Consider the following 23,516-nt stretch of genomic DNA (forward strand, 5'->3'; position numbering starts at 1 on the left):
GTCCGATGACCGAGGCCACGTCTGCAGCGGGCAGTATTGCGGCGGCACCTGCCGCCGCGGCGCCCAAGGGGCCCACGGTGGGGCAGATCGCCGGCTTCATCGCCATGATCTTCGGCATGTTCATGGCGATTCTGGACATCCAGATCGTGTCGTCCTCGCTGTCGGAACTTCAGGCGGGCCTCGCCGCCAGCCCCGACGAGGTCTCGTGGATCCAGACCAGCTATCTGATCGCCGAAGTGGTGATGATCCCGCTCTCGGGCTATCTGTCCCGGGCGCTGTCGACCCGCGGCCTGTTCCTGATCTCGGCCGCGGGCTTCACGGTGATGAGCGCGCTCTGCGCCACGGCCACCACACTCGACGAGATGATCCTCTGGCGGGCATTGCAGGGCTTCGTCGGCGGCGCGATGATCCCGACCGTGTTCGCGGCGGCCTTCCAGCTCTTCCCCGGCAACCGGCGTGCCGGTGTGTCGGTGGTGATCGGTCTGGTCGCGACGCTGGCGCCCACCATCGGCCCGACCCTCGGCGGCTGGCTGACCGAAATCTTCTCGTGGCACTGGCTGTTCCTGGTCAACGTCGTGCCCGGTATCCTGGTCACGCTGATGGTCTGGCGCGCGCCCGCTTTCGACACGGGTGATCGCAGCCTGCTGCGTCGTCTCGACCTGCTGGGGCTGGTGCTGATGGCGCTGTTCCTGGGCTCGATGGAATATGTGGTCGAAGAGGGGCCGCGGGATGACTGGTTCGACGACCGCATCATCACCTTCCTGTTCGTGGTGATGGTGGCAGCCGGCATCGGCTTCTTCTGGCGGGTGCTCAGCCACCACAACCCGATCGTCGATCTCAAGGCCTTCCGCGATCGCAACTTCGCCACCGGCTGCGTGTTCAGCTTCGTGATCGGTGTCGGCCTCTACGGCCTGGTCTATGTGTTGCCGCTCTATCTGGCGCGGATCCGCGATCTCAACGCCATGCAGATCGGCGAGGTGCTGTTCGTCACCGGCCTTGCCCAGTTCTGTTCGGCCCCCATCGCCGGCATGCTGTCGCGCAAGATGGATGTGCGGGTGATGCTGGCGATCGGCTTCACCATGCTTGCCGGTTCCACCTGGTGGATGTCGCATATCACGGCCGACTGGCAGTTCGACCAGTTGCTGTGGCCGCAGATCATGCGCGGCATGTCGCTGATGCTGTGCATGCTGCCGGTCAACCAGATCGCGCTCGGCACGCTGCCGATGGAGATGCTGAAGAATGCGAGCGGGCTCTATAATCTGATGCGCAATCTGGGGGGAGCGGTCGGTCTTGCCGGCATCAACACCCTGATGATCGACCGCAACGCCCTGCATCTGGAGCGCATCGCCGATGCCGCCAACCCGAACCGTCCCGAGGTCCAGGCCGCACTCGACGCATTGGGGCAGCGTTTCGACGGCGCGATTGCGGGGGACAGCTCCCTCGCGGCCCTCAAGACGCTGATGAACATGATCCAGGCTCAGGCGCAGGTGATGACCTTCGGCGACGTGTTTCTGGTGCTGGCGGGGATCTTCGTCGCCGCGGCGGTGATCACCGCCACCGTGCGCCGGCCGCAGATGGCGGGAGCCGGCGGGGGAGGCGGGCATTGAGCGAGGCGAGCCGGGAAGACATCCGTCGGGTACGGGCTGCCGTCGCCGCCGCCCGCGAAGCGGCGGCGGAGGCCTGTGGCGCGGGCTGCCCGCCTGCCCGGCAGGGGCCCGGCCGGCCGCCGGACACGGAAAAGCGCCGGGCGATCCTGGAGGCTGCCCGCCGGCTGTTCACCCGTGACGGCTTCATGGCCGGCATGGGCGAGATTGCGGCCGAAGCCGGGGTCTCGAAGCAGACGATCTACAATGCCTTCCGGAACAAGGACGAATTGTTCCTGGCGGCAATTTCCGAGGTGGCCGACCAGATCACCGCCCATCTGGAAACGCCGGATCCGGAAGCCTCGCCCCACGAGATCCTGACCCGCATCGCCTGGCATTTCATGGATGTGGTGATCTCGGGCAAGATGGTCTCGGTCATGCGCATGCTGACCGGGTCGGGACCGGGCGGCATGGCGCCCGATCTCGCCGCCGCCTTCTACGAGATCGGCCCGGCCCGCAACGGCCGCCGGCTGGCCGACTGGCTGGCGGAACAGGATCGTGCCGGCCGGCTGTCGGTCGATGATCCCGATCTCGCGTCGGAACACTTCTTCGGTATGCTGAACGGCAAATTGCAGCTCCGCCAGCTGTTCCACGCCGCGCCGCCGCCCGACGACGCCGAGGCCGAACGGCGGGTGGAAGCCGCGGTCAGGCGCTTCCTGAAGGCCTATGCCCCCGACTGAACCGGCGGGTGTCTGCCCGGGAGGCCCGGGAACCGGATGCCGGGAAGGAACACGCATGCTGCGCTGGGAAGGCACGGCCCTGGGTCGTGTTGAAGATTTCGCCCCTGTCGAACGACCGCTGCCGGAGCCGGGGCCGGGGCAGATGCGGCTGCGCATCGAGGCCGCCGCCCTGGGCTATGTCGACGGGCTGATCGTCCATGGCCGCTATCAGATCCGTCCCGACCTGCCCTATGTGCCGGGCGGCGAGATCGCCGGCATCGTCGAAGCTACAGGGCCCGGGGTCACCCGGTATGTGCCGGGCGATCGGGTGGTGACCTGGCAGATGGGCGGGGGCCTGGCCACCCATATCGTCGTGGCGGGGGATGAGGCAGATCCGGTGCCGGACGGCCTGTCGGGCGTCCATGCGGCGGCCATGCTGGTCGACTATCAGACGGCGACCTATGGCCTGTTTCCGCGCGGCGGGCTGAAGCCCGGAGAGCGGGTGCTGGTGACCGGGGCGTCGGGCGGGGTCGGCTCGGCGGCCGTCCAGCTCGCGGCAAGGGCCGGCGCCCATGTCGTGGCACTTGCCAGCACCGAAGAGGGGCGGGCGCGGGCGATCGCGTCGGGCGCCGCGGCGGCCATCCCGTCGCTCGACCCCGACATCCGGGCCCGGATCCGCGAAACCCTGCCGGGCGGCGCGATCGACATCGTCTTCGATCCGGTCGCCGGTCCCGGTTTCGAGCCCCTGTTCCGCTCGCTCGACAAAGAGGGGCGGCATCTGATCCTGGGTTTCGTCGGCGGGCCGATCCCGGCCCTGCCGGTCAATCTGCCCCTGCTCAAGAGTGCAGCGCTGATCGGGGTGGAGATCCGCCACTATCTGACCGCCCATGCCGACGAGGCCCGCGCCGTGCGGCTGGCGCTGATGGCGCGGGTGGCGGCTGGGGAGCTGATGCCGCCGAAGGTGGTCGCGATGCCGCTCGATCAGGCGCGCGAGGCGTTGGCGGCGACACTCTCACGGTCCAAGGGCGGCAAGATCGTGGTCGTGCCGGGCGTGGTCGGATCGGACGTGATCGGGCCGGGCTGAGCGTCAGAGCGACAGGAAGAAGCCCACGAAAACCGGCGTCGCGAGGCTGACGGCAAAGCCGCTGGCCAGGGCCACCAGCCCGGCCTCCCGGCCGCCATGGATGGTGATGATGCCGAGCGACACATCCATGGCGGTGGCGCCGGCTGAGGCGACCGGCGCCATGGGCCCGAAGGCACGCACCATCAGCCCGGCGAAGACCAGGGTGATGACCTCGCGTGAGATGTTGGCCATCAGGGCCAGCGCCCCCATCACCTCGCCCCGCGCCTCGGCGATCATCACGGCAGAGAGGCTGTACCAGCCGAAACCCGAGGCCACCGCCAGCACGTCGGGCAGCGTCATGCCCGGCAGCAGCGGTGCCACCAGAGCCGCGCCGCCGAGCGTGCCCAGAATCACCGCCACCGGCAGGGCGATCGCGCGGGGACCGGCGCTGCGCAGCCGCGCCCAGGCGGAGGGATCCAGCGCCGTGCCGATGCCGACCAGGAAGACCAGAAGCATCAGGGCGGGTTCGGTCGCATCGGATGTCCGTGCTGCAAGACCGGGGGCGAGGGCACCGAGGGCGATGCCCGCGACATAGGCGCCGAGGATGATCAGGGTCATGATCACGGCAGCGGCCTCCGCCGGGTGCGGCCGATCAGCCCCAGCAGCGTCAGCGTCACGAGGATGGAGCCCGCCACCGCAGCTGCCGAGATGGCCACCGCTTTCACGCCCGACGCCGCGAGGGTTGCGGCGAGATCGGGCATGGCGCCCGTGCCGATACCCATCAGCACCAGCAGCACGACGATCGACACGGTCGTCAGCCGGTCGATCGGCCGGGCGATCCGCGTCCGATGGCCGCGGAGCAGACGGCCGAGCACGAGGCCGGCCAGAAAGGCGAGGGCAAGGGCGAGCATGGGGCGGGGGCCTTGTGCGCAGGGGTGGAGCGGCGATCAGCCAGAGCTTTACGGCGACCGGTGGCGGCTGTCCATCCCATGTCCACCGCCTGAGTGGTGGCGGTGCCGGGCGGATGTCGCTAGCATGCATAAAAACAAACGTATGAATGCGGACCGGCACGGCCCGGCCGCGCCAGGGAGGATGACCCGCATGGTCGAAATCACCCATCGCCGCGTTCCGGTCGGCGAGGTCACGCTGCATGTCGCCGAAGCCGGCAGCCCCGACGCCCCTGTCATGCTGTTCCTGCACGGCTTTCCGGAATTCTGGTACGCCTGGAAGGGCATGATGGCCCGGTTCGCGGGCGCGTATCGCTGCGTGGCCCCCGATCTGCGGGGCTTCGGCGAGAGCGACGCCCCGGCCGAGGTGGAGGCCTATCGGACAAAGCGGGTGGTGGGCGACATCCTGGGGCTGATCGATGCGCTGGGTGTGGAGAAGGTGATCCTCATCGCCCATGACTGGGGCGGGGCGGCGGCCTGGTCTTTCGCCATGGCTCATCCGGGCCGCATCCATCGGCTGATCATTCTGAACTCGCCCCATCCCGCGACCTTCCAGCGCGAGCTGATGCGCAATCCCGAGCAGATCCGGGCCAGCCAGTATTTCCGCCTGTTCCGCACGCCCGAAGCCGAAGAAAAGCTGTCGGCCAACAATTTCGACTGGCTCTGGCGGTTCTCGATGCGCCCGGTCTACGACAAGGGGCTGATGACCGACGAAGACCGCGCCGCCTATCTGGAGGCCTGGGGCCGGCCCGGCCGGCTGACCGGGGGGCTGAACTGGTACCGGGCCTCGCCCATCGACGTGGTGCCGGCGGGCACGACGCCGCCCGAGCAGCCGCTGCTCGATCCCGCGGTCTATTCGGTCAAGGTGCCGACCCTGGTGATCTGGGGGCTGGGCGATACGGCACTTGTGCCCGGGCTGATCGACGGGCTGGAAGCCTGGGTGCCTGACCTCAGAATTGAGCGCGTGCAGCATGCCACCCACTGGATCGCCCATGAAGCGCCGGACGAGGTGGAGGCCCATATCCGCGATTTCCTCAGCAAGCGCGGATAGGTTTGTACGGATATTTCCGTCAAGCACGATTTAGGGACATCATGATACACTGGATGGGTATTCGACGGTTGTATCCGTATCGAGTGCCCATTTCTGCCTGCCATGTGCCACTTGCTCCACTTGCCGGCCCGGTTTATAGTGCACCGCACATAAAAACAAGGGACCGGGGCCGGCACCGCCCTGCCACCGGACGAGAATGCAGTCGCCCGCGGCCCGCCCCGCGGGCTCGTGGAGAGCATGACGGGTCCGGCCGTGCGCGACCGGGCGCAGTATCGAAAGGTCTGGTTGCCATGACCGCGATCAGCGGCCTGAGCCTCGAAGACATGACCGTCGGCATGGAGTCGACGATCACCCATACCGTGACCGACGCCGATGTCCGGGCCTTTGCCGACATTTCGGGCGATCACAACCCGGTTCATCTGGACGAGGACTTCGCACAGACGACGCCGTTCAAGGGCCGGATCGCCCATGGTGCCTTCACCACGAGCTTGATTTCCGCTGTCCTCGGAACCAGACTGCCCGGGCCCGGCGCCATCCTGGTCGACCAGAGCTTCCGGTACCGCGCGCCCGTGCGCATCGGCGACACGGTGACGGCGCTGGTCCGGGTGAACGAGATCGATCCGGCGCGCCGGCGCGTGACGCTCGCCACCGAATGCCTGGTGGGCGACACGGTCGTCGTCGACGGCATCACCAAGGTCATGGTGCCGGCCCGCGCGGCCGCACTCGCTGCCGCCGGCTGATCAGCCGGCCCGGGCGGGGCGGCGGGTGGTCCGCGCGACCCATCGCCCCGCCTGCCCGGGGCCGGACACATGGACGGGGAATGCGGCTCTACAGACATTTCGAAGGATTGGGCCCCGAGGCACGCGGCCTTGCCGTGGCTCTCGGCAATTTCGACGGCGTGCATCGCGGCCATCAGGCGGTGATCGGCGCTGCGGAATCCGCCGCGCGCCGCCTGAACACCCGTCCGGCGGTGCTCACCTTCGAGCCCCATCCGCGCAGCGTGCTGCAGCCCGACCGGGCTCCGGGGCGGCTGCAGACCCCTGCCGATAAACTGCGTGTGCTCGACGAGATCGGCATCGCCGCCGTGTTCATGCTCCGCTTCGACCGCCTGCTTGCCGCCATGCCGGCCGAGGATTTCGTCGAACGGGTGCTATGGCGCGGCCTGCGCGTGGCCCATGTCTCGATCGGCCATGACTTCGTCTTCGGCAAGGGCCGGGGCGGCAATGCCAAGATGCTGGAAGCCGCAGCCCAGGCGCATGGCTTCAGCCTGTCTGTGGTGGAGCCGCGCGCCGATGGCGACACGATCTTCTCCTCCACCGCCATCCGCGCCGCGATCGCCGGGGGCGACATGATCCGCGCCGCCCGTCTGCTCGGCCGGCCCTGGTCGGTGTCGGGCCGGGTGCGTGGCGGCGACCGGCGCGGCCGGACCATCGGCTTCCCGACGGCCAATGTCGCCATCGGCCGCTATGCCGAGCCGGCGACCGGGGTGTATGCCATCCGGGTGAACCTTCTCCCAGGCCGCGGCCCGGGGGGCGTGCCCCTGCCTGGCGGCCATTACGGCGGTGTCGCCAATTTCGGCCGCCGCCCCACATTCGACAAGCGCGACCTGCTGCTCGAAGCGCATCTCTTCGACTTTACCGGCGACCTCTATGGCCGGCGGGTGGAGATCGCCTTCATCGAGCGCATTCGCCCCGAGCGCCGCTTCGACGGGATCGAGGCCCTGAAGGCCCAGATCGCCGCCGATGCCGAACAGGCGCGATCGCTTCTCGCCAGGGCAGCCGACCGGCGCTATCCATGAGCCTCGCCCCATGGCATGATGCGGCCCGCCCGGGTTCGGGCGCGCCTGCCCTTATGCCATCGGCCGTGCATTCCGCCGGCCGGTGTCTCCCCGTCACCAACCTGAAGCCCGGAAGGGCCGGACCTCGATGAGCGTGGACTACAAAGCCTCGGTTTTCCTGCCCCAGACCCGTTTCCCCATGCGCGGCAACCTGCCGGCCAACGAACCCGGTCTGCTCGACCGCTGGTCCGGCCAGGACCTTTATGCACGCCTGCGCGAAGACGGCCGGGACCGCGAGCGCTTCGTGCTCCATGACGGGCCGCCCTATGCGAACGGCCATCTCCATATCGGCCATGCGCTGAACAAGATCCTCAAGGACGTGATCAGCCGCTGCCAGCAGGTGCTCGGCCGCGATGCCCCTTACGTGCCGGGTTGGGACTGCCACGGTCTGCCGATCGAATGGGAGATCGAGAAGCGTTATCGCGAGAAGGGCCGGAACAAGGACGAGGTGCCGCTGGTCGAGTTCCGCCGCGAATGCCGTGAGTTCGCGAGCCACTGGATCGACGTGCAGCGCGCCGAGTTCAAGCGCCTCGGCGTCCTTGGCGACTGGGACCACCCCTACCTCACGATGACCTACAGCGCCGAAGCGCAGATCGTGCGGGAGCTGGGCAAGTTCCTCACCTCCGGCCAGCTCTATCGCGGGCCCCAGGCCGTGATGTGGTCGCCGGTCGAAAAGACCGCGCTGGCCGAGGCCGAAATCGAATATCACGACAAGACCTCGACCACGATCACGGTGCGCTTCCCGGTGGTGAAGTCCACCCATCCGGCGCTGGACGGGGCCGCGGTCCTGATCTGGACCACCACCCCCTGGACCATCCCCGGCAACCGCGCGGTCGCCTATGGGCCGGATCTGGATTATGTCGCGGTCCGCGTGACCGGCACGGCCGACGGCTCCCTCGCCCGCATGGGCGAGGTGCTGGTCCTGGCCGAGGCGCTGGCCGCCCAGGTGCTGGCCGAGGCCGGCATCACCGGCCACGAGGTGGTCGCGACCTTCAAGGGCAGCGCCTTCGAAGGCGCCATCTGCGCCCATCCTTTCCATGGCCGCGGCTATGATTTCGAGGTGCCGCTGCTGCCGGGCGACCATGTCACCACCGAGCAGGGCACCGGCCTTGTGCACACCGCCCCCGGCCATGGTGAGGAAGACTTCCTCCTGGGCCGTGCCTTCGGGCTGGAGGTGCCGGACACGGTGGCCGAGGACGGCACCTATACCGATCAGGTTCCGATCTTCGCGGGCGACCATGTCTTCAAGGTCGACGACCGGATGTGCAGCGAGCTGACCGGGGCGGGGGCGCTCCTTGCCCGCGGCAAGCTGCGCCACAGCTATCCGCATTCCTGGCGGTCCAAGGCGCCGGTGATCTTCCGCGCCACCCGCCAGTGGTTCATCTCCATGGAACAGTCCCGGCTGCGCGAGAAGGCGCTGGCCGCAATCGACAAGGTGCGCTGGGTGCCCGAGACCGGGCGCAACCGCATCCGTTCGATGGTCGAGAGCCGTCCCGACTGGCTGGTCTCTCGTCAGCGCGCCTGGGGTGTGCCGATCACTGTCTTCGTGGACAAAAAGACCGGTGAGCCGTTGCGCGACCCCGAGGTGATCGACCGCGTCGCGGTCGCCGTGGCCGAAGAGGGCGCCGAGGCCTGGTACACCCGCGATCCGGCCGAGTTCCTCGGCAAGGGCCGCAACCCCGAGGATTACGAGCAGGTCACCGACATTCTGGATGTCTGGTTCGACAGCGGATCGACCCATTCCTTCACTCTGGAAGGCCGCAACGATCTGAAGTGGCCGGCCTCGCTCTATCTCGAAGGCTCGGATCAGCATCGCGGCTGGTTCCAGTCGTCGCTGCTTGAGGCCTGCGGGACCCGCGGCACGGCGCCTTACGAGGCGGTGCTGACCCATGGTTTCGTGCTCGACGGCGAAGGCCGCAAGATGTCGAAATCGGTCGGCAACGTCATCGCCCCCCAGGAGGTGATCGAACAGTACGGCGCCGACATCCTCAGGCTCTGGGTGGTCTCGGCCGACTATTCGCAGGATGTGCGCATCTCCAAGGACATCCTGTCCTCGCAGGCCGATGCCTATCGCCGGCTGCGCAACACCTTCCGCTATCTGCTGGGCGCGCTCGACGGCTTCACCGGGGCCGAGCGCCTGCCCCTGGCCGAGATGCCGGAGCTGGAGCGCTTCATCCTGCACCGGCTGTGGGAGCTGGACGGCCAGATCCGCAAGGCCATCGCGGCCTATGACTTCCACACCATGGCGACGCTGCTGCACAATTTCTGCGCCGTCGATCTGTCGGCCTTCTATTTCGACGTCCGCAAGGACGTGCTCTATTGCGATGCGGCCGACAGCATCCGCCGGCGGGCGACCCGCACGGTGATGGATCTGCTCTTCGACCGGCTGACCGTCTGGTCGGCGCCGATCCTGGTCTTCACGGCCGAGGAAGCCTGGCTTGCCCGCTTCCCCGAGGGGGAGGTGCCCGAGGGCGAAAGCGTGCATCGCCGGGTTTTCCCGGATACCGATGATGCCTGGCGCAACGATGCGCTGGCCGATCGCTGGCGCCGCGTCCGGCAGATCCGCCGGGTGATCACCGGCGCGATCGAGGTGGAGCGCCGCGAGAAGCGTATCCGGGCAAGCCTGGAGGCGCACCCGACCGTCTGGCTGGCGCCGGAGCATGCCCATGTCTTCGACGGGCTGGATCCGGCAGAACTGTCGATCACTTCCGATGCCACGCTCACCGGCGGCGATGCCCCGGCCGAGGCCTTCCGGTTGGAAGATGTGCCGGGTGTGGCGGTGATGGTCGGCCGGGCGGATGGCGAAAAATGCGCCCGATGCTGGAAGGTCCTGCCCGAGGTCGGTGCCCATGCCGATCATCCGGAGCTGTGCGACCGTTGTGCGGATGCCGTCGCTCATGTCTGACCGGAAGGCGGTGACCGAAGCGGCCTGGCATCAGGCGGCGAGGGCCCGCAGCCGGCGCCTGCTGGTCGTGGGCTTTCTGCTGGTGTTCCTTGTCGACCAGATCACCAAGCAGCTCGCCCTGGCGGCCTTCGACATGCCGGGTGACGGTGTCGTCGTCACCTTCTTCTTCAACCTGACACTCGTGTTCAATCGCGGGGTCAGTTTCGGTATGTTGGCTGAGCATGGCGAGCTTGCCCGCTGGGGGCTGGCGGCGATGGCCACGGTCGTGGCCGTACTGCTGGGCCGCTGGGCCTGGAAGGGTGAGCGTCCGCTGACGGCGCTGGGGTTGGGCCTGGTGGCCGGTGGCGCCATCGGCAATGCGCTCGACCGGGTCCGGATCGGCGCAGTGGTGGATTTCCTGGATCTCCACTATGCCGGCTGGCACTGGCCCGCCTTCAACATTGCCGATGCCGGCATTACGCTGGGCGTGATCCTGCTGCTGGTGGACGGCCTGTTCGGCCGCGACCCGGACGGCCCGGAAAAGACCTGACCAGGGGGGCGAAGACCCGCCTCCTGTCGCCTATCATGGACGCTGTCCCCGGGCCTCGGGCCCTTGGACGGGATGAGGGAGCAGACCGCATGAGCCGCCTGACCGCGTTGTCGGTGATCGCCATTCTGAGCGTCGGCCTCGCCGCCTGTGATTCGGCGCGCGAGACCCTGGGCCTCAACAAGCGGGCGCCCGACGAATTTGCCGTCGTGCCGCGCGCACCGCTCGTTCTGCCGCCGAATTACGACCTGCGCCCGCCGGAGCCCGGTGCGCCGCGCCCGCAGGAGGCGACTCCCGCCCAGGCTGCGCGCCAGGCACTGACCGGCACGGCGCCGTCTGCGGCACCGGTTGCGAACGGCATCGACCCGCTGGACCAGGCGGTGCTGGCCCGGACCGGTGGTGACCGGGCCGATCCGTCGATCCGCGCGACCATCGCGCAGGAGAACACCCAGCTGGCCGAGGCGAGCGAGAGCTTCGTCGACGATCTCCTGTTCTGGCAGGAACGCGAGGAGCCGGGCACCGTGATCGATGCCGGCGCCGAGCAGCGCCGGCTGCAGACCAATCAGGCCGTCGGCCGGCCGATCGATACCGGCGAGACGCCGATCATCGAGCGCAAGCGCCGTGGCCTGCTCGAAGGCATCTTCTGAGCGACACATCCACTATCGTTATCCGGGCGGGGTTGCACCGGCCGCCGTCGAGGCCCATCCTGTGATGCGGCCGCATGCGCCCCGCGCGGCCGGTCAACCGAAGAGGAGACGACGCTTGTCTGCGTCCTCATCACCCGTCCGGCGCAGACCGCGCCCCGGGCGGCTGGTCGCCTCGCTGCTGGTCACATCGGCCCTGCTGGCCGGTACTCCGGCCCTTGCCGAAACGCCGCCGTCGATCGCCGCGGCGACCGCAACCGCCGCTGCCGAAGCAGCGACGCCTCTGCTCGGCGCGAAGAGCCGGGTGCTGGAGAACGGTCTCACCGTCGTGGTGGTCGAAGATCATCGGATGCCGGTGGTCTCGCACATGGTCTGGTACCGGGTGGGTGCGGCGGACGAGCCGGCCCGTCGGTCGGGCATCGCTCATTTCCTGGAACACCTGATGTTCAAGGGGACCGAGCAGACCTCCGGCGACGAGTTTTCCCGCCTGATCGCCGAGAATGGCGGGCGCGACAATGCCTTCACGTCTTACGACTACACGGCCTATTACCAGAACATCGCGGCCGACCGGCTTGATCTGGTGATGCGGCTGGAAGCCGACCGGATGACCGGGCTCAGGCTGCGCCCCGAGGACGCCACGACCGAGTTGCAGGTGGTGATCGAGGAGCGCCGCAGCCGCACCGACAACGATCCTCAAACCCGGTTCGGCGAAGCCTACCGGGCCATGGTCTATGCGGGGCACCCCTATGGCCGGCCGGTGATCGGCTGGCCGGACGAGTTGAAGACGCTGGACCGCGATGACGCGGTGGCCTTCTACAAGGCGCATTACCACCCCTCTGCCGCCATCGTCGTGGTCGCAGGTGATGTCAAGGCCGAGGACGTCTTCCGTCTGGCTGCTGGGACCTATGGCCGTATTCCCGACACCGCCGGCTTTGACGAGGCGAAGCGTGTGCGTCCGGCACCGGCGCCGCTGGCCGGCGATCGCCGTCTGGTACAGGATGCCGCCGGTGTGGCGTCGCCCTCCTGGCGCCGGTCATGGCTGGTGCCGCGGGCCGAAGTGTTCGGTCGGGACCGGGAAGAGGCGCTGGACCTGATGACCTTCGCCATGGGCGGCAGCTCGACCTCGCCGCTCTATCGCCGGCTGGTGGTGGATGAAGGCATCGCCGTCCAGGCCGGCGCGTATTACGCCGGGGCCCGGGATGAAGGTCAGCTGATGGTTTACGCCGCCCCGGCGCCGGGTGTCTCGATCACCAGACTAGAAGCGGCGGTCGAGCGGGCGTTGGCCGACATCCTGAAGCAGGGTGTCGCCCCCGACGTACTGGAACGCGCCCGCACCCGGATGCTGGCCGATGCCGTCTATGCCCGCGACAGCGTGTCGTCCACCGCCAATATGGTGGGGGCGGCCCTTGCCACCGGAGAGACGCTGGAGCGGATCGAAACCTGGCCGCAGCGCATGGCGGCGATCACCGGCGATCAGGGCATGGAAGCCCTGCGGGCGGTGATGGGGCCGGATCAGGGCATGGCGACCGGCGTGCTGCTGCCCGAAGGCCTCAGTGTCGACGATCCGGCACCTGCCGTTGCGGCCACCGCCGTGACCCCGCCCTCCAGCGAGGGGACCGTCCATTGATCACCGCCCTGTCGTCTTTCCGTCGTCACATGTCGCCGATTGGTCACGAGGTGCGGCACCGCAGCCTGCGTATGATCGGAACCGTCCTGGCCGCGCTGGTGCTGCTGGTGGTGATCGGGCCGGTGCCGGCGGCACGTGCGCTCGAAATCCGTACGCTCACCAGCCCGCAGGGCATCCCCTTCTGGCTGGTACAGGTGTCGGAGCTGCCGGTGGTCACCGTCGATTTCGCCTTCGCGGGTGGCACCCGGATCGAAGCCGCGGCCAAGGCCGGTGCTGCGACGCTCGCCTCGGGCCTTCTGGTCGAAGGGGCGGGCGATATGGATGGTCCGGCCTTCCAGGACGCGCTCGCCGCGCGGGCGGTCGAATTCTCGACCGGTGTCGATCGCGATGCCTTCTCGGGCAGCTTCCGCAGCCTTGCGACCGAAGCGGAGGAGGCCGCGAAGCTGGTCGGGCTGGCTCTTACCGCGCCGCGCTTCGATGCCGACGATATCGAGCGCGACCGGCAACAGCTGCTGGTCTCGCTGGCGCGGTCGGCCGAAAACCCGCAGGCAATCGCTTCGCGCAGTCTGCTGGCCGGGTTGTTCCCGACCGATTCCTACGGCCGGGATACCGACGGCGCTCGAGAGACCGTGGCTGCCCTCTCCCGCGAGGATCTGGTGGCCTATGTCTCCCGTCAGTTCACCCGCAACCGGCTGACCCTGGGGATCGTGGGCGACATCACGCCTGAGGCTGCCGGGCGAGTGGTGGATCTGGCCTTCGCCCGCCTGCCGGCGGGGGAGGCCCGGCCGAAGGCCGAGCCGGTCTCCCCCAGCTTCTTCGGCGAGACGGTGGTCGACCGACCGATCCCGCAGACCATCATCACCTTCGCCCTGCCGGGGATCCTGCGCAGCGATCCCGACTGGTTCCCGGCCTTCGTGATGAACCACATCCTGGGCGGCGGCACCTTCACGGCCCGGCTGTTCCGGGAGGTCCGCGAGAAGCGCGGGCTCGCCTATAGTGTCGGCACCACACTCTACCCGCTCGACCGGGTAGGACTGCTCTATGGCTATGCCGCCACCCGCAACGACCGGGCGCGGGAGACGGTTCAGGTCATCCGCGACGAGATCGCCCGCTTCGCCGATGAGGGGCCGACAGAGGCCGAACTCGCCGGCGCCAAGAAGTACCTTACAGGATCCTTCCCGCTGTCGCTCGACGGCAGCGGTGCCGTGGCCGGCCTGCTGGTCACGATGCAGATCCACCATCTGCCCCCCGGCTATCTCGACGACCGGAGCAGCCTGATCGAGGCGGTGACGGCCGACGACGTCAAACGGGTGGCGAAGCGGCTGCTCGATACCGACAAGCTGTCGGTGGTGATGGTCGGGCAGCCGGCAGACGGAGCCGGACCCGCTGCTCCCGCAGCCGCCCGGATTTCAGAAGACGGTGCGCGAAGCACCTCGCACAGCAGCATCCAGTGACGTCCCAACAAGGACAAAGCATCAGTATCATGGCCAAGACTCTGCCGTTCTCGATCGATTTCACCGGGTGCCTCGCCGATACCGGGGCGGAATGCGGGGCGCTGCTCGACCAGACCCGGTCCGCGCTTGCGCGTCTGCGCGGCTGGCAGGCCGACGGGACCCTGCCTCTGCTGCGCCTGCCGGCCGCCCGCGATGATCTGGCGGCGCTGGAGCCGCTGGTGCTGCGCTGGCGTAACGAGGCCTCGGATGTTCTGGTGCTCGGCATCGGCGGTTCCAGCCTGGGCGCACAGGCGCTGCTGGAGCTGCGCGATCCCGATGACCGCGGTCCGCGCATCCACACCCCCGACAATGTTGATCCGGTGAGCTTCCGCCGGCTGGTGGATGGCCTGGACTGGGCCGGGACGCGGGTGCTGGCCGTGTCCAAATCCGGCGGAACGGTCGAGACGGTGGCGCAGCTGCTGCTGGTGCTGGACCGTATGGAGGCGTCGCTCGGCCGTGATGCGACCGCGGCACGGCTGGTCGTGGTGGCGGAGCCCGGCAACTCGCCGCTGCGCCGGATCGCCAACGACTATGGTGTCGAGACCTTCGATCACGACCCGAATGTCGGCGGCCGGTTTTCGGTGCTGTCGCTCGTCGGCCTTCTGCCGGCCATGCTGGGTGGCGTGGATGCTGTGGCTATCCGCGAGGGGGCGGCGGCCGTGCTCGATCAGGCCTTTGCCGATGGCGACCCGACAGAGATCCCGGCGGCGATGGGGGCGGCCGCGACCGCGGCGCTGATGCAGCACAAGGGCATCTCGCAGGCGGTGCAGTTCGGCTATGTAGACAGGCTGGCCCGCTTCGGCGAATGGTGGCGGCAGCTGGTGGGGGAAAGCCTCGGCAAGCAGGGCATCGGCCTGGCGCCGGTCTTTGCCCGTGGTGCGACCGACCAGCACAGCCAGCTGCAGCTCTATCTCGACGGACCGCGCGACAAGCTCGTGACCGTGATCGAGCCGCCGGCGGAGCAGCAGCCGGCCTGGCGGATCACGGCCGAAGCGGCAGCACGTTACGGTGTCCCCTATCTTGCCGGTCGCAGCCTGGGAGATCTGATCGCGGCCGAGGCACGGGCGACCGCCGAGAGTCTGATCGCCGAAGGTCGTCCGACGATCCGGATGAAGCTGGATGCCGTCGATGGCCGGACGATCGGCGCTTTGATGATGACGGCGATGATCGAGACCATCCTTCTTGCCGATCTGCTGGCGGTGGATCCCTTCGATCAGCCTGCGGTTGAGAAGGGCAAGGTCCTGACCCGCGAATATCTGGCCGCTGCCGGCTGAGGCATCGTCGCCAGATGTCCCGGATCCGCCGCCTGCCCGAAACCCTGGTCAACCGTATCGCCGCCGGCGAGGTGGTGGAGCGGCCGGCGGCGGCGGTGAAGGAACTGGTCGAGAATGCGATCGACGCCGGCGCCCGTCAGATCGATGTGGTGTTGGGGGCCGGCGGGCGCAGCCTGATTGCGGTCACCGATGACGGCATCGGCATGGATGCCGACGATCTGGAACTCGCTATCGAGCGGCATGCGACGTCGAAACTCGCCGACGATGATCTGGTCGAGATCGACACGCTGGGATTCCGCGGTGAGGCCCTGCCGTCGATCGGGGCCGTGGCGCGGCTTCGTATCACCAGCCGTCGGCGTGGTGAGGACAGCGCGCTCGAAATATCGGTCGAGGGCGGCGCGAAAACGGCCGTGAAGCCTGCGGCCGGACCGGTCGGCACCCGGGTCGAGGTGCGCGACCTGTTCTACGCCACACCGGCCCGGCTCAAATTCCTGAAGGCGGAGCGAACCGAAACTCAGGCGGTGGCCGATGCGCTCAGGCGTCTGGCCATGGCCTATCCCGAGATCGGTTTTTCGCTGGCCGACGGGGAGCGTCGGCTCTTTTCCTTCCGTCCGGAGACGGGAACCGGTGCCGAGGCGCGGCTGGACCGGCTTGGCCGGATCATGGGGCGGGATTTCGCCGCCAATGCGCTGGCGATCGAGGCTGAACGCGATCTGCTGCGCCTGGAAGGCCATGCCGGCCTTCCGACCCTCAATCGCGGCACCGCACAGCACCAGTATCTGTTCGTCAACGGCCGGCCGGTGCGCGACCGGCTGATGCAGGGGGTGGTGCGTGCCGCCTATCAGGATTTCCTGGCCCGTGACCGGCACCCGATGGTCGCCCTGTTCCTCACCGTGCCGGCCCGGCTGGTGGATGTGAACGTTCATCCCGCCAAGGCCGAGGTGCGGTTCCGCGACCCGCAGCTTGTCCGTGGCCTGATCATCGGCGCCCTGCGTCATGCCCTGGCCGAGGCCGGCCATCGGGCGGCGACGGCTTTGGGCGGTGCGGGGCCGCTCGGCACCGCCAATCAGGCGTTTCTGCCGGCGACGGCTCCCCGGCCACCGGGATCTGTCGGAACGGGGCAGGCCAGGGCGGGGCAGGACTCGCTCTGGTCGGCGGCGCGCGCGGCAGCGGCCGGCGTACTGGCAGACCGTCCCGATCCCCGGGCTGCCGACCGCGCAACCGCATTCTGGGCACCTCCGGCCGGAGAGGCGGCGCAGCCGCATGAGCTTGCCGATCAGGGCGTAGCATCCCCTGCGCCACCGGCTGCCCGGGGAGCCGCGCCGGCAGATCATGTCGCCGACGAGGCGACCCGCGCCCATCCCCTGGGAGCGGCGCTGGCACAGTTGCACGACACCTATATCCTGGCCGAAACCCGCGACGGCCTGGTCGTGGTCGACCAGCATGCCGCCCATGAACGCCTGGTTTACGAGCGGATGAAGCGGCATATGGCCGAGGCCGGCGTGCCCTCGCAGGGGCTGCTGCTGCCCGAAGTGGTGGAGCTGGACGAGGCGGTGGCCGACGGCCTGCTCCGGCGGGCGGCCGAGCTGGGGCGGCTGGGGCTGGAGATCGAGGCCTTCGGGCCCGGGGCGGTGCTGGTTCGTGGCGTGCCGGCCCTGCTGGGCCGGGTGGATGCGCAGGGGCTGGTCCGCGATCTCGGCGACGAGATCGCCGAATATGACGAGGCCCTGGCGCTGGCGGACCGGCTGGAGGCGGTGTGTTCGACCATGGCCTGCCATGGCAGCGTGCGCGCTGGTCGCCGGCTCACCGTGCCCGAGATGAATGCGCTGCTGCGCGAGATGGAGATCACGCCGCATTCCGGGCAGTGTAATCACGGCCGGCCGACCTGGGTGTCGCTGGATCGGGCTGCGATCGAGCGGCTGTTCGGGCGGCGGTGATGGCAGGGCGTGCGCGACCGCTGTCCAGTCTGTCGATCGCATTGCTGGCGCTGCCATTTCTCGCCGGCTGTGCAATCCCTGCTGCGGCTGACCCGGCGGCGGCGGGCGGCGTGGAGGTGCTCGATCAACGCGTGCTCCGGCGGGAGGATGGGACGCGTGGGATTCCTGTCGGTGGCCTCTCGGAGATCGCAGTCCTGGCCCCGGTTGATGATACCGGTCTCGGCCGTTTCCTTGCCATCAGTGACGATCGTGGCGAGTGGGGCCCGCCGCGTGCGCTGCGCCTCGACATCCACTTCGACCTGCAAACGCATCGGTTCCGGATTCTCGATCGTGACTGGCAGTGGCTCACGGCGACGGCCGCCGATGGGGTTGCGAGACCTGATGTCATCGATGGCGAGGCTCTGCGCTACGATCCGTCTACAGGGCATATGATCTGGTCTTCAGAAGGCTGGCCGCAATTGCAGGTCCCACCCGGCCTTTATGAGAGCACGCTCGGTGGAGAACTTGCCCGGCAGCTGCCGCTGCCCGCCCATTTCATGCCTGATGCCGCAAAACCTCAGGCGCGCGGTATTCGGCCGAACAAGGGCATCGAAGCGCTGGATCTGTCGCCCGGCGGAAGGCACATCACCTTCCTGAGCGAATTTGCACTTGCGCAGGACCAGTATCCGGGGCGCACCGCCCATCGGCCGATCCTGAGGGTCGTCACATATGACCGCCGCGCTGGCCGTCCGGTTGCGGAACATGGTTATCGCCTTGAATTACAACCAGATCCTCAGGCTCCGGGAGGCGCGGGGGGAACCGAGATCAACGGCGCCGTCTCCATTCTGCTGCTTGGCGATGGACGATATCTGGTTCTGGAACGCGGCTTCTGGTTCGGCTATCGGCTGCGTGTGCGTCTGTATCTGGCGGACCCGACGGGTGCGGAAGACCTGCTTGTCCGGGAGGCTCCGTTTGAGGCCGGTGTTGTAACCGCACGAAAATGGCTTGTTTCCGACCTGATCGGTGCAGGTCTTGCCGCGGATAACTGGGAGGGCATGGCTTTCGGACCCGACCTGCCGGATGGCCGGAAGACCCTGATTCTGGTCACGGATGACAATTTCAATCAGCTGTTTCAATCCACCATCATTGCCTGGATTGCCCTGCCGCCCCTTGGCGCCGTCGCGGCGCGCGGGCCTGCGCAATGAGACGTCATATTACTTTTGGTTGATATATGAGAAAAATAAACGCCGGGCCGGATTGCAACCAGGGCGTTTTGTAATGGCAAACGTCTTGACCGATGCGCGGGCCTTGCTAGATCCTTTGTCCATAGGTTGCATGTCTTCGCATTGGCTCTACCCATTGTGATCTCCGGACCGCTCCGGGCCGGGGGAGGGGGAATGCAGGTTGCAGGATGCGGAAAAATCCGTGGCTGCGATCCTGTGCCGGTGTGCGGGCAGCGCCGCCGTCCACCGAACCGGGACATGGACCATGACACTCAGGGCCGTTGCCGTCTCCGCCCCCGACTGGGTGGCGGGTGCGAAGGATGATCGTGCGCTGAACAGCCGCGACGCGGCGAGCCTGTACAATGCCTGCAGGGTCGCCGCGGCCGAAGCTGCGGCCGGCCGTGGCGCCTGGGGCGCCTCCAATTGGGCAGCGGCCGATTCCCGTGCCGCCCGCGCTGCCGCCCGGGCCTCGACCCTGTTGATGTATTCCATGGACGAGATGCCGGCCTTCCGGGCATTGATCGAGCGGCAGCGCCCGAACCTGCTGCTGATCGGCGCCATGTCGCTCTGCCTGCCCGGCGCGGTCGCCTGCGCGCGGGAGGCGCGCGAGATCCTGGGGGATCAGGTGGCGATCGTCCTCGGCGGGCGTCACGCAAGCGAAACCGTGTGGCTTGCAGACCGGAGCGACCGGCGACCGGCCGCGCTCCGGCACCATGTCGGGGCGCCGCTGGAGCTGATCCATGCCGGACGACTGCCGGCTGTGTTCGACGCCGTTGCCATGGGTGATGGCGAACACCTCATCGCGGCCCTGGGCCGTGCCGTGGAGGCGGCCGTGCTTCGGGGCCTGCATCCGACCGCGCTGTTCCACGAGATCGACCCGGCGACGCCCGGTGACTGGATTCTCGGTCTCGATGATCGCGGCCGCCCCGGCTATCTGGTGTCACGGGGGGTGGCGATGAACCAGATGGCCCTGCCCAGCCCTGCCGAGACCTTCGGTGTTTCGGCGAGTTTCGGCGTGTTCGGCGGGCGCATGACGGCGCATGTCTTCAGCGATATCGGCCGTGGCTGTGTCTATGACTGCAACTTCTGTTCGGAGCGGGTCTCGGCCACCGGTGGGGTGCGCGACCTTGCCAACAGCGCCGACCGGCTGCACGGCCAGCTTGCCGCCGCCTGCCGGACCATTGCCGAAGACTGGCCGGGCCGTCGGGCCAGCGCCTTCTGCGAAGATTCGGTACTGCTGGGCGGCGCCACCCGATTGATCGACCGGTTCTGCGACCTGATGGACCGCAAGCCGCTCGACATCCGTTTCGGCGGCCAGCTGACCATCGACCAGATCCTGACCCGGCCCGCCGAGGTGGCGCGCCTGGCCCGTGCCGGCCTATCCTATGTGTTCATCGGGGTCGAGACCCTGTCGCCAGAGGAGATCGGGGGCATGAGCAAGGATGTCGGCCGCAAGCGTGCCTCGTGGACCGATCGTATGCACCGCGCCTTCGACGTGCTGGGAGAGGCCGGTATCGATTGCGGCTGTGCGGTTCTGTTCGGCCTGGGTGAACGCCATGAGAGCCGCCTCGCCCTGCTCGACACCCTCGATCGGTTCCGCCGCAGCCACGGCGCCCCGGACCCGATCAGTCTGAACTGGGCGGTCCAGCACCCCCTCTGCGGCGAGGATGGCGGCGCCGGTTATGACTATGTCGACTGGGGCACGCCGGAAGGTCCTTATCTGGACCTGTTCCACAATTTCGGCGAGGCGTCGCTGCGCTACCCGCTGCCGCAGGTGGGCGCGCCGCGGCTGGCCGAGGTGGCGGAAGTTGTCGCCATGGCCGATGCGGTGCGTGGTCGGCCCCTCGGCGGCAGGCTTGCCTCGTGAGCGGGGGGCGGCCGACCCGCCCGGCGGATGACGGCGCAGTCGCGAGGGCGCGGCCGGCGACGGTCCTGGCCCAGGGCGCACGCTTCCCGCTGGGGCCGGTGGAAACGCCGGTGCCGCCGGTCACTGAGGCGACGACGGTGCTGTTCAGAGATCTGGATGCGATGGCGCCGGTCGATCGGGACAGCCTCGCCCGTCAGGGCCATGACCCCTTTGCCGGTTTCTATTACGGCGCGGTCGGCACACCATCCTCAGGGGCGCTGGCGCGGATGGTGGCGGCGGCCAATGGTCTGGCTCATGCGGTGATCGCGCCAGCCGGGCTTTCGGCCTTCATCGCAGCCCTCTGGGCTTCGGTGAAACCGGGGGAGCGGGTGGCGGTCACGGATGCCGTCACCTATTCGCTGCGCTGGCATCTGGATCGGCGGGCGGCTGCGGCAGGTATCGGCATCGACTATTTTCCGCCGGGGATCGGCGCGGGCATCCGTGATGTGCTCCGCCCTGAAACCCGGCTGGTCTGCGTCGAGACGCCGGGGGCCTTCACCTTCGAGGTCGAGGATCTGACGGCGGTTGCCGGCGCCACTCATGCGGCCGGTGCCCGTCTGCTGGTCGATGACACCTGGAGCGCCGGCCTTCATTACCGCCCGGCCGATCACGGTGCCGATCTCGTGCTGCAATCGCTGGCCAAGCTGCATGCCGGGGTGGCGGGCGTGTCGCTCGGCGCGATCTCCACCGGCGATCGGGCGCTCTACGAGGACGTGCTGGAGGAGACCGCGCTGCAGGGCATGGCCGTTTCGGCCGATGCGACCCAGAAGGCGGCGGTGGCGATGCAGACGCTGGCCGTCCGCCTGGCCGCCCAGGACCGAACCATCCGGCGCCTGCTGGCGGCGGTGGCGGCGTTGGGGGTGGCCGGCCTGCGCCTGCTGCATCCGGCCATGCCCGGCCATCCGGGCCATGAGATCTGGGCCCGTGACTTCACCGGCGCCGGCAGCTTGTTTTCGCTGGTGGTGGAGGGCGGCAGCCCGGCCGACGCCGCCGCCATCGGCCGTGGTCTGTCGCTGTTCCGGCCGGGCTATGGCTGGGGCGGCGCGGTCTCGCTCGTCTCTCCCTTCCTGGCCGGCGACGGGCGGACGGTGTCGCGGCCGCCGGTCGAAGGGGCGGGCCTCAGATTCTATGCGGGGCTGGAGGATGCGGAAGATCTGGTGGAGGATCTCTGTGATGCGATCTGCCGTGCAGGCCGTGCAGGCGCGTGATCCATGGCTCCGTCACCCCTTCCGGCGACGGCGGATATAGCGGACGGCAAAGGTCAGCAGCAGAACCAGCGGGATCAGGGCGGGCAGCATGCCGATGATCCAGACCAGCACCTCCAGCGCATCGCGAAGCGTGTAGACCAGCGTGAAGAGCAGCTCTTCGCCCAGATTGCCGAAAGGGGCGAGAAGGCCCGGCTCCGTCACCGGCGCCCGCAGCTGTGCGCGATAGATGTCGCGATCGATCCGGCTTTCCAGGCGGCCGAACTCGCCCTGGGCCCGCTCAAGCCGGGTCTGCGTGTCGGCGAGTTCGCGACTGATGGTGATCAGGTCTTCCAGCCGGGCATCGCTGCGCTGATAGAGCGCCTGCAGCCGGTCGCGATGGGTGGTGAGCAGGGCGATGCGCTGCTTCACGTCGACCACCTGGTCCGACAGGTCTTCGGCACTGGTCTGGCGGTCGATTTCGCCGTTTTCGGCGATGCCGGAGAGATAGTCGTCGAACCGGCCGACGCCCGGCTTGGGCAGGCGCGCCTCGAAATAGCCGGAGCTGGTGCCGTCGACCCGCACCGTCAGCACGGTGCAGCTGGTCATGTCCCGGCAGAGCTGTTCCAGCGCCGCGACCTGCGCATCGGGGGCATCGGTCACCAGGCTGCGGTCGTGGGTATAGGCCAGGAAGCCGGCGGCGTCCGGTTGCAGGTTTCCGGCCGTGTCAGCCGGCGCAGCGCCCGCGGGGGGCGGCTCGGTCGCCATCGGTGCCGTGGCGGCCATGCGGGCCATGCCGGCGGGGGCGCTGCCGCCGCTGCCGCTGCCGCCATCCTCGTTACAGGCGGCGAGAGGCAATGCAAGCAGGAGGGCAACGGCAAGGGCTCGGATCATGGGCGGCATCCCGAAAGGGGCGGGGGGCTGCCGGTTGTGCCGGCCCATCCACTCTCCAGGATGCTGCACCGTCAGGCGAGAGGCTTTTCTGGGGCGATCAATCCGCGGTGTCCGGGCCTTCATCCCCGCCCGGGACCTCGTGACCGAAGATCAGAAGGTCGGCCTTGCCATAGCGGCGGCGGTCGAGAAGGCGGAGCGCATCGGGCACCACGATGTCGGTGCCGCGGGCCAGTTCCACGGTGACCAGCGCCGGGCTGGCGAGCCGGCCTGAACGGAGGAGCCCGGCAAGAATGGCCTCGGCCACTGCGGGGGCGTCGTAGGGTGGGTCGAGCAGAACCAGGTCGAAGAGGCGGTCGTTGCGCAGCGCCGCAGTCACCGTCTCGGGACGACTGAGATCAGCCGACGCGAACCGGCAATTGCGGGCTTCGCCGAGCTTTTCGGCATTGGCCCTGGCGATCGCGAGCGACCCCCGATCCCGGTCGATGAAGACGGCCGAAGCGGCACCGCGCGACAGGGCCTCAAGCCCCAGCGCGCCGATGCCGCAGCAGAGATCGGCGACATGGCGGTCACGGACCGCCGCCTCGCCGTCTCCCCTCAGATCGCGATGGCCGAGGATGTCGAACAGAGCCTCACGCGCACGTTCCGAGGTCGGGCGGATAACCGCCCGACCCTCGGGAGCCTGAAGCGCACGGCCGCGATGGCGGCCGCCGACGATCCGCGGCAT

At 68.6% G+C, this 23,516-nt stretch carries 20 protein-coding genes; 16 read left to right on the top strand and 4 right to left on the bottom strand.

Going from position 1 to position 23,516, the window contains the following annotated elements; genetic code table 11:
• Positions 1-5 precede the first annotated feature (5 nt).
• The 3 genes from P7L68_RS07350 to P7L68_RS07360 are packed head-to-tail and all read left to right on the top strand — an operon-like array spanning position 6 to position 3,386.
• On the top strand, positions 6-1,607 hold the full coding sequence (locus P7L68_RS07350) for a DHA2 family efflux MFS transporter permease subunit (protein ID WP_372003760.1): 1,602 nt from the start codon (positions 6-8) through the stop codon (positions 1,605-1,607).
• Positions 1,604-2,323 (top strand): TetR/AcrR family transcriptional regulator, encoded by a 720-nt coding sequence (locus P7L68_RS07355; protein ID WP_372003762.1) that lies wholly within the window; start codon positions 1,604-1,606, stop codon positions 2,321-2,323. Before P7L68_RS07350 ends, P7L68_RS07355 begins: the two co-directional genes overlap by 4 nt.
• 55 nt (positions 2,324-2,378) lie before the next feature.
• Positions 2,379-3,386 carry an NADPH:quinone oxidoreductase family protein gene (locus P7L68_RS07360; protein ID WP_372003764.1) on the top strand — a complete coding sequence of 336 codons (1,008 nt, stop codon included), beginning with the start codon at positions 2,379-2,381 and terminating at the stop codon, positions 3,384-3,386.
• A gap of 3 nt (positions 3,387-3,389) precedes the next feature.
• On the opposite strand, the gene P7L68_RS07365 is transcribed toward P7L68_RS07360, so the two are convergent.
• On the bottom strand, positions 3,390-3,983 hold the full coding sequence (locus tag P7L68_RS07365; protein ID WP_372006793.1) for a lysine exporter LysO family protein: 594 nt from the start codon (positions 3,981-3,983) through the stop codon (positions 3,390-3,392).
• 2 nt (positions 3,984-3,985) lie between these two features.
• Entirely contained in the window at positions 3,986-4,276 is a 291-nt protein-coding gene (locus P7L68_RS07370) for a LysO family transporter (protein ID WP_372003766.1), read from the bottom strand.
• A 190-nt stretch (positions 4,277-4,466) separates the two neighbouring features.
• Between P7L68_RS07370 and P7L68_RS07375 the strand changes: the two genes are divergently transcribed.
• The 13 genes from P7L68_RS07375 to P7L68_RS07435 all read left to right on the top strand — a co-directional run bounded on the left by P7L68_RS07375 (position 4,467) and on the right by P7L68_RS07435 (position 21,922).
• Positions 4,467-5,363 carry an alpha/beta fold hydrolase gene (locus P7L68_RS07375; RefSeq protein ID WP_372003768.1) on the top strand — a complete coding sequence of 299 codons (897 nt, stop codon included), beginning with the start codon at positions 4,467-4,469 and terminating at the stop codon, positions 5,361-5,363.
• Positions 5,364-5,653: 290 nt separating this feature from the next.
• Positions 5,654-6,103: a MaoC family dehydratase gene (locus P7L68_RS07380; protein ID WP_372003769.1), complete on the top strand. Its 450-nt coding sequence runs from the start codon at positions 5,654-5,656 to the stop codon at positions 6,101-6,103.
• Between the two features lie 80 nt (positions 6,104-6,183).
• The gene (locus tag P7L68_RS07385) at positions 6,184-7,161 is read left to right on the top strand and encodes a bifunctional riboflavin kinase/FAD synthetase (protein WP_372003771.1); all 978 of its coding nucleotides are present in this window, start codon (positions 6,184-6,186) and stop codon (positions 7,159-7,161) included.
• 127 nt (positions 7,162-7,288) lie between these two features.
• A complete protein-coding gene (gene ileS / locus P7L68_RS07390; protein WP_372003773.1) occupies positions 7,289-10,105 on the top strand; it encodes an isoleucine--tRNA ligase in 2,817 nt (938 codons plus the stop codon).
• Positions 10,098-10,634 carry a signal peptidase II gene (gene lspA / locus P7L68_RS07395; RefSeq protein ID WP_372003775.1) on the top strand — a complete coding sequence of 179 codons (537 nt, stop codon included), beginning with the start codon at positions 10,098-10,100 and terminating at the stop codon, positions 10,632-10,634. Before ileS ends, lspA begins: the two co-directional genes overlap by 8 nt.
• Before the next feature lie 89 nt (positions 10,635-10,723).
• The gene (locus P7L68_RS07400) at positions 10,724-11,278 is read left to right on the top strand and encodes a DUF3035 domain-containing protein (protein ID WP_372003776.1); all 555 of its coding nucleotides are present in this window, start codon (positions 10,724-10,726) and stop codon (positions 11,276-11,278) included.
• Positions 11,279-11,393: 115 nt separating this feature from the next.
• Positions 11,394-12,902 carry a M16 family metallopeptidase gene (locus P7L68_RS07405; protein WP_372003778.1) on the top strand — a complete coding sequence of 503 codons (1,509 nt, stop codon included), beginning with the start codon at positions 11,394-11,396 and terminating at the stop codon, positions 12,900-12,902.
• A gap of 71 nt (positions 12,903-12,973) precedes the next feature.
• Positions 12,974-14,356 carry a M16 family metallopeptidase gene (locus P7L68_RS07410; protein WP_372003780.1) on the top strand — a complete coding sequence of 461 codons (1,383 nt, stop codon included), beginning with the start codon at positions 12,974-12,976 and terminating at the stop codon, positions 14,354-14,356.
• Between the two features lie 29 nt (positions 14,357-14,385).
• Positions 14,386-15,669, top strand: a complete 1,284-nt coding sequence (locus P7L68_RS07415; RefSeq protein WP_372003782.1) for a glucose-6-phosphate isomerase — start codon at positions 14,386-14,388, stop codon at positions 15,667-15,669.
• A gap of 14 nt (positions 15,670-15,683) precedes the next feature.
• On the top strand, positions 15,684-17,606 hold the full coding sequence (gene mutL / locus P7L68_RS07420; protein WP_372003784.1) for a DNA mismatch repair endonuclease MutL: 1,923 nt from the start codon (positions 15,684-15,686) through the stop codon (positions 17,604-17,606).
• Positions 17,606-18,790, top strand: coding sequence for an esterase-like activity of phytase family protein (locus tag P7L68_RS07425; RefSeq protein ID WP_372003786.1), 1,185 nt, complete (start codon positions 17,606-17,608; stop codon positions 18,788-18,790). The genes mutL and P7L68_RS07425 overlap by 1 nt, the downstream gene beginning before the upstream one ends.
• Before the next feature lie 283 nt (positions 18,791-19,073).
• Positions 19,074-20,675, top strand: a complete 1,602-nt coding sequence (locus P7L68_RS07430) for a B12-binding domain/radical SAM domain-containing protein (protein WP_372003788.1) — start codon at positions 19,074-19,076, stop codon at positions 20,673-20,675.
• Positions 20,672-21,922, top strand: a complete 1,251-nt coding sequence (locus tag P7L68_RS07435) for a PLP-dependent transferase (protein WP_372003790.1) — start codon at positions 20,672-20,674, stop codon at positions 21,920-21,922. Before P7L68_RS07430 ends, P7L68_RS07435 begins: the two co-directional genes overlap by 4 nt.
• A gap of 12 nt (positions 21,923-21,934) precedes the next feature.
• Here P7L68_RS07435 and P7L68_RS07440 read toward each other — a convergent pair whose 3' ends face one another.
• Positions 21,935-22,792, bottom strand: coding sequence for a DUF4349 domain-containing protein (locus P7L68_RS07440; RefSeq protein WP_372003792.1), 858 nt, complete (start codon positions 22,790-22,792; stop codon positions 21,935-21,937).
• A 97-nt stretch (positions 22,793-22,889) separates the two neighbouring features.
• Complete coding sequence (locus P7L68_RS07445) at positions 22,890-23,516, bottom strand: RsmD family RNA methyltransferase (RefSeq protein WP_372003794.1); 627 nt, start codon at positions 23,514-23,516, stop codon at positions 22,890-22,892.

The organism is Tistrella mobilis (genome assembly GCF_041468085.1).
Lineage (GTDB): Bacteria > Pseudomonadota > Alphaproteobacteria > Tistrellales > Tistrellaceae > Tistrella > Tistrella mobilis_A.

What these genes read in the sequence shown, in the direction of transcription:
- P7L68_RS07350 (WP_372003760.1), top strand. Translation starts at nt 6, where the DNA reads ATGACCGAGGCCACGTCTGCAGCGGGCAGTATTGCGGCGGCACCTGCC.
- P7L68_RS07360 (WP_372003764.1), top strand. Translation starts at nt 2,379, where the DNA reads ATGCTGCGCTGGGAAGGCACGGCCCTGGGTCGTGTTGAAGATTTCGCC.
- P7L68_RS07365 (WP_372006793.1), bottom strand. Translation starts at nt 3,983, where the DNA reads ATGACCCTGATCATCCTCGGCGCCTATGTCGCGGGCATCGCCCTCGGT.
- P7L68_RS07370 (WP_372003766.1), bottom strand. Translation starts at nt 4,276, where the DNA reads ATGCTCGCCCTTGCCCTCGCCTTTCTGGCCGGCCTCGTGCTCGGCCGT.
- P7L68_RS07375 (WP_372003768.1), top strand. Translation starts at nt 4,467, where the DNA reads ATGGTCGAAATCACCCATCGCCGCGTTCCGGTCGGCGAGGTCACGCTG.
- P7L68_RS07380 (WP_372003769.1), top strand. Translation starts at nt 5,654, where the DNA reads ATGACCGCGATCAGCGGCCTGAGCCTCGAAGACATGACCGTCGGCATG.
- P7L68_RS07385 (WP_372003771.1), top strand. Translation starts at nt 6,184, where the DNA reads ATGCGGCTCTACAGACATTTCGAAGGATTGGGCCCCGAGGCACGCGGC.
- ileS (WP_372003773.1), top strand. Translation starts at nt 7,289, where the DNA reads ATGAGCGTGGACTACAAAGCCTCGGTTTTCCTGCCCCAGACCCGTTTC.
- lspA (WP_372003775.1), top strand. Translation starts at nt 10,098, where the DNA reads ATGTCTGACCGGAAGGCGGTGACCGAAGCGGCCTGGCATCAGGCGGCG.
- P7L68_RS07400 (WP_372003776.1), top strand. Translation starts at nt 10,724, where the DNA reads ATGAGCCGCCTGACCGCGTTGTCGGTGATCGCCATTCTGAGCGTCGGC.
- P7L68_RS07410 (WP_372003780.1), top strand. Translation starts at nt 12,974, where the DNA reads ATGATCGGAACCGTCCTGGCCGCGCTGGTGCTGCTGGTGGTGATCGGG.
- P7L68_RS07415 (WP_372003782.1), top strand. Translation starts at nt 14,386, where the DNA reads ATGGCCAAGACTCTGCCGTTCTCGATCGATTTCACCGGGTGCCTCGCC.
- mutL (WP_372003784.1), top strand. Translation starts at nt 15,684, where the DNA reads ATGTCCCGGATCCGCCGCCTGCCCGAAACCCTGGTCAACCGTATCGCC.
- P7L68_RS07425 (WP_372003786.1), top strand. Translation starts at nt 17,606, where the DNA reads ATGGCAGGGCGTGCGCGACCGCTGTCCAGTCTGTCGATCGCATTGCTG.
- P7L68_RS07430 (WP_372003788.1), top strand. Translation starts at nt 19,074, where the DNA reads ATGACACTCAGGGCCGTTGCCGTCTCCGCCCCCGACTGGGTGGCGGGT.
- P7L68_RS07440 (WP_372003792.1), bottom strand. Translation starts at nt 22,792, where the DNA reads ATGATCCGAGCCCTTGCCGTTGCCCTCCTGCTTGCATTGCCTCTCGCC.
- P7L68_RS07445 (WP_372003794.1), bottom strand. Translation starts at nt 23,516, where the DNA reads ATGCCGCGGATCGTCGGCGGCCGCCATCGCGGCCGTGCGCTTCAGGCT.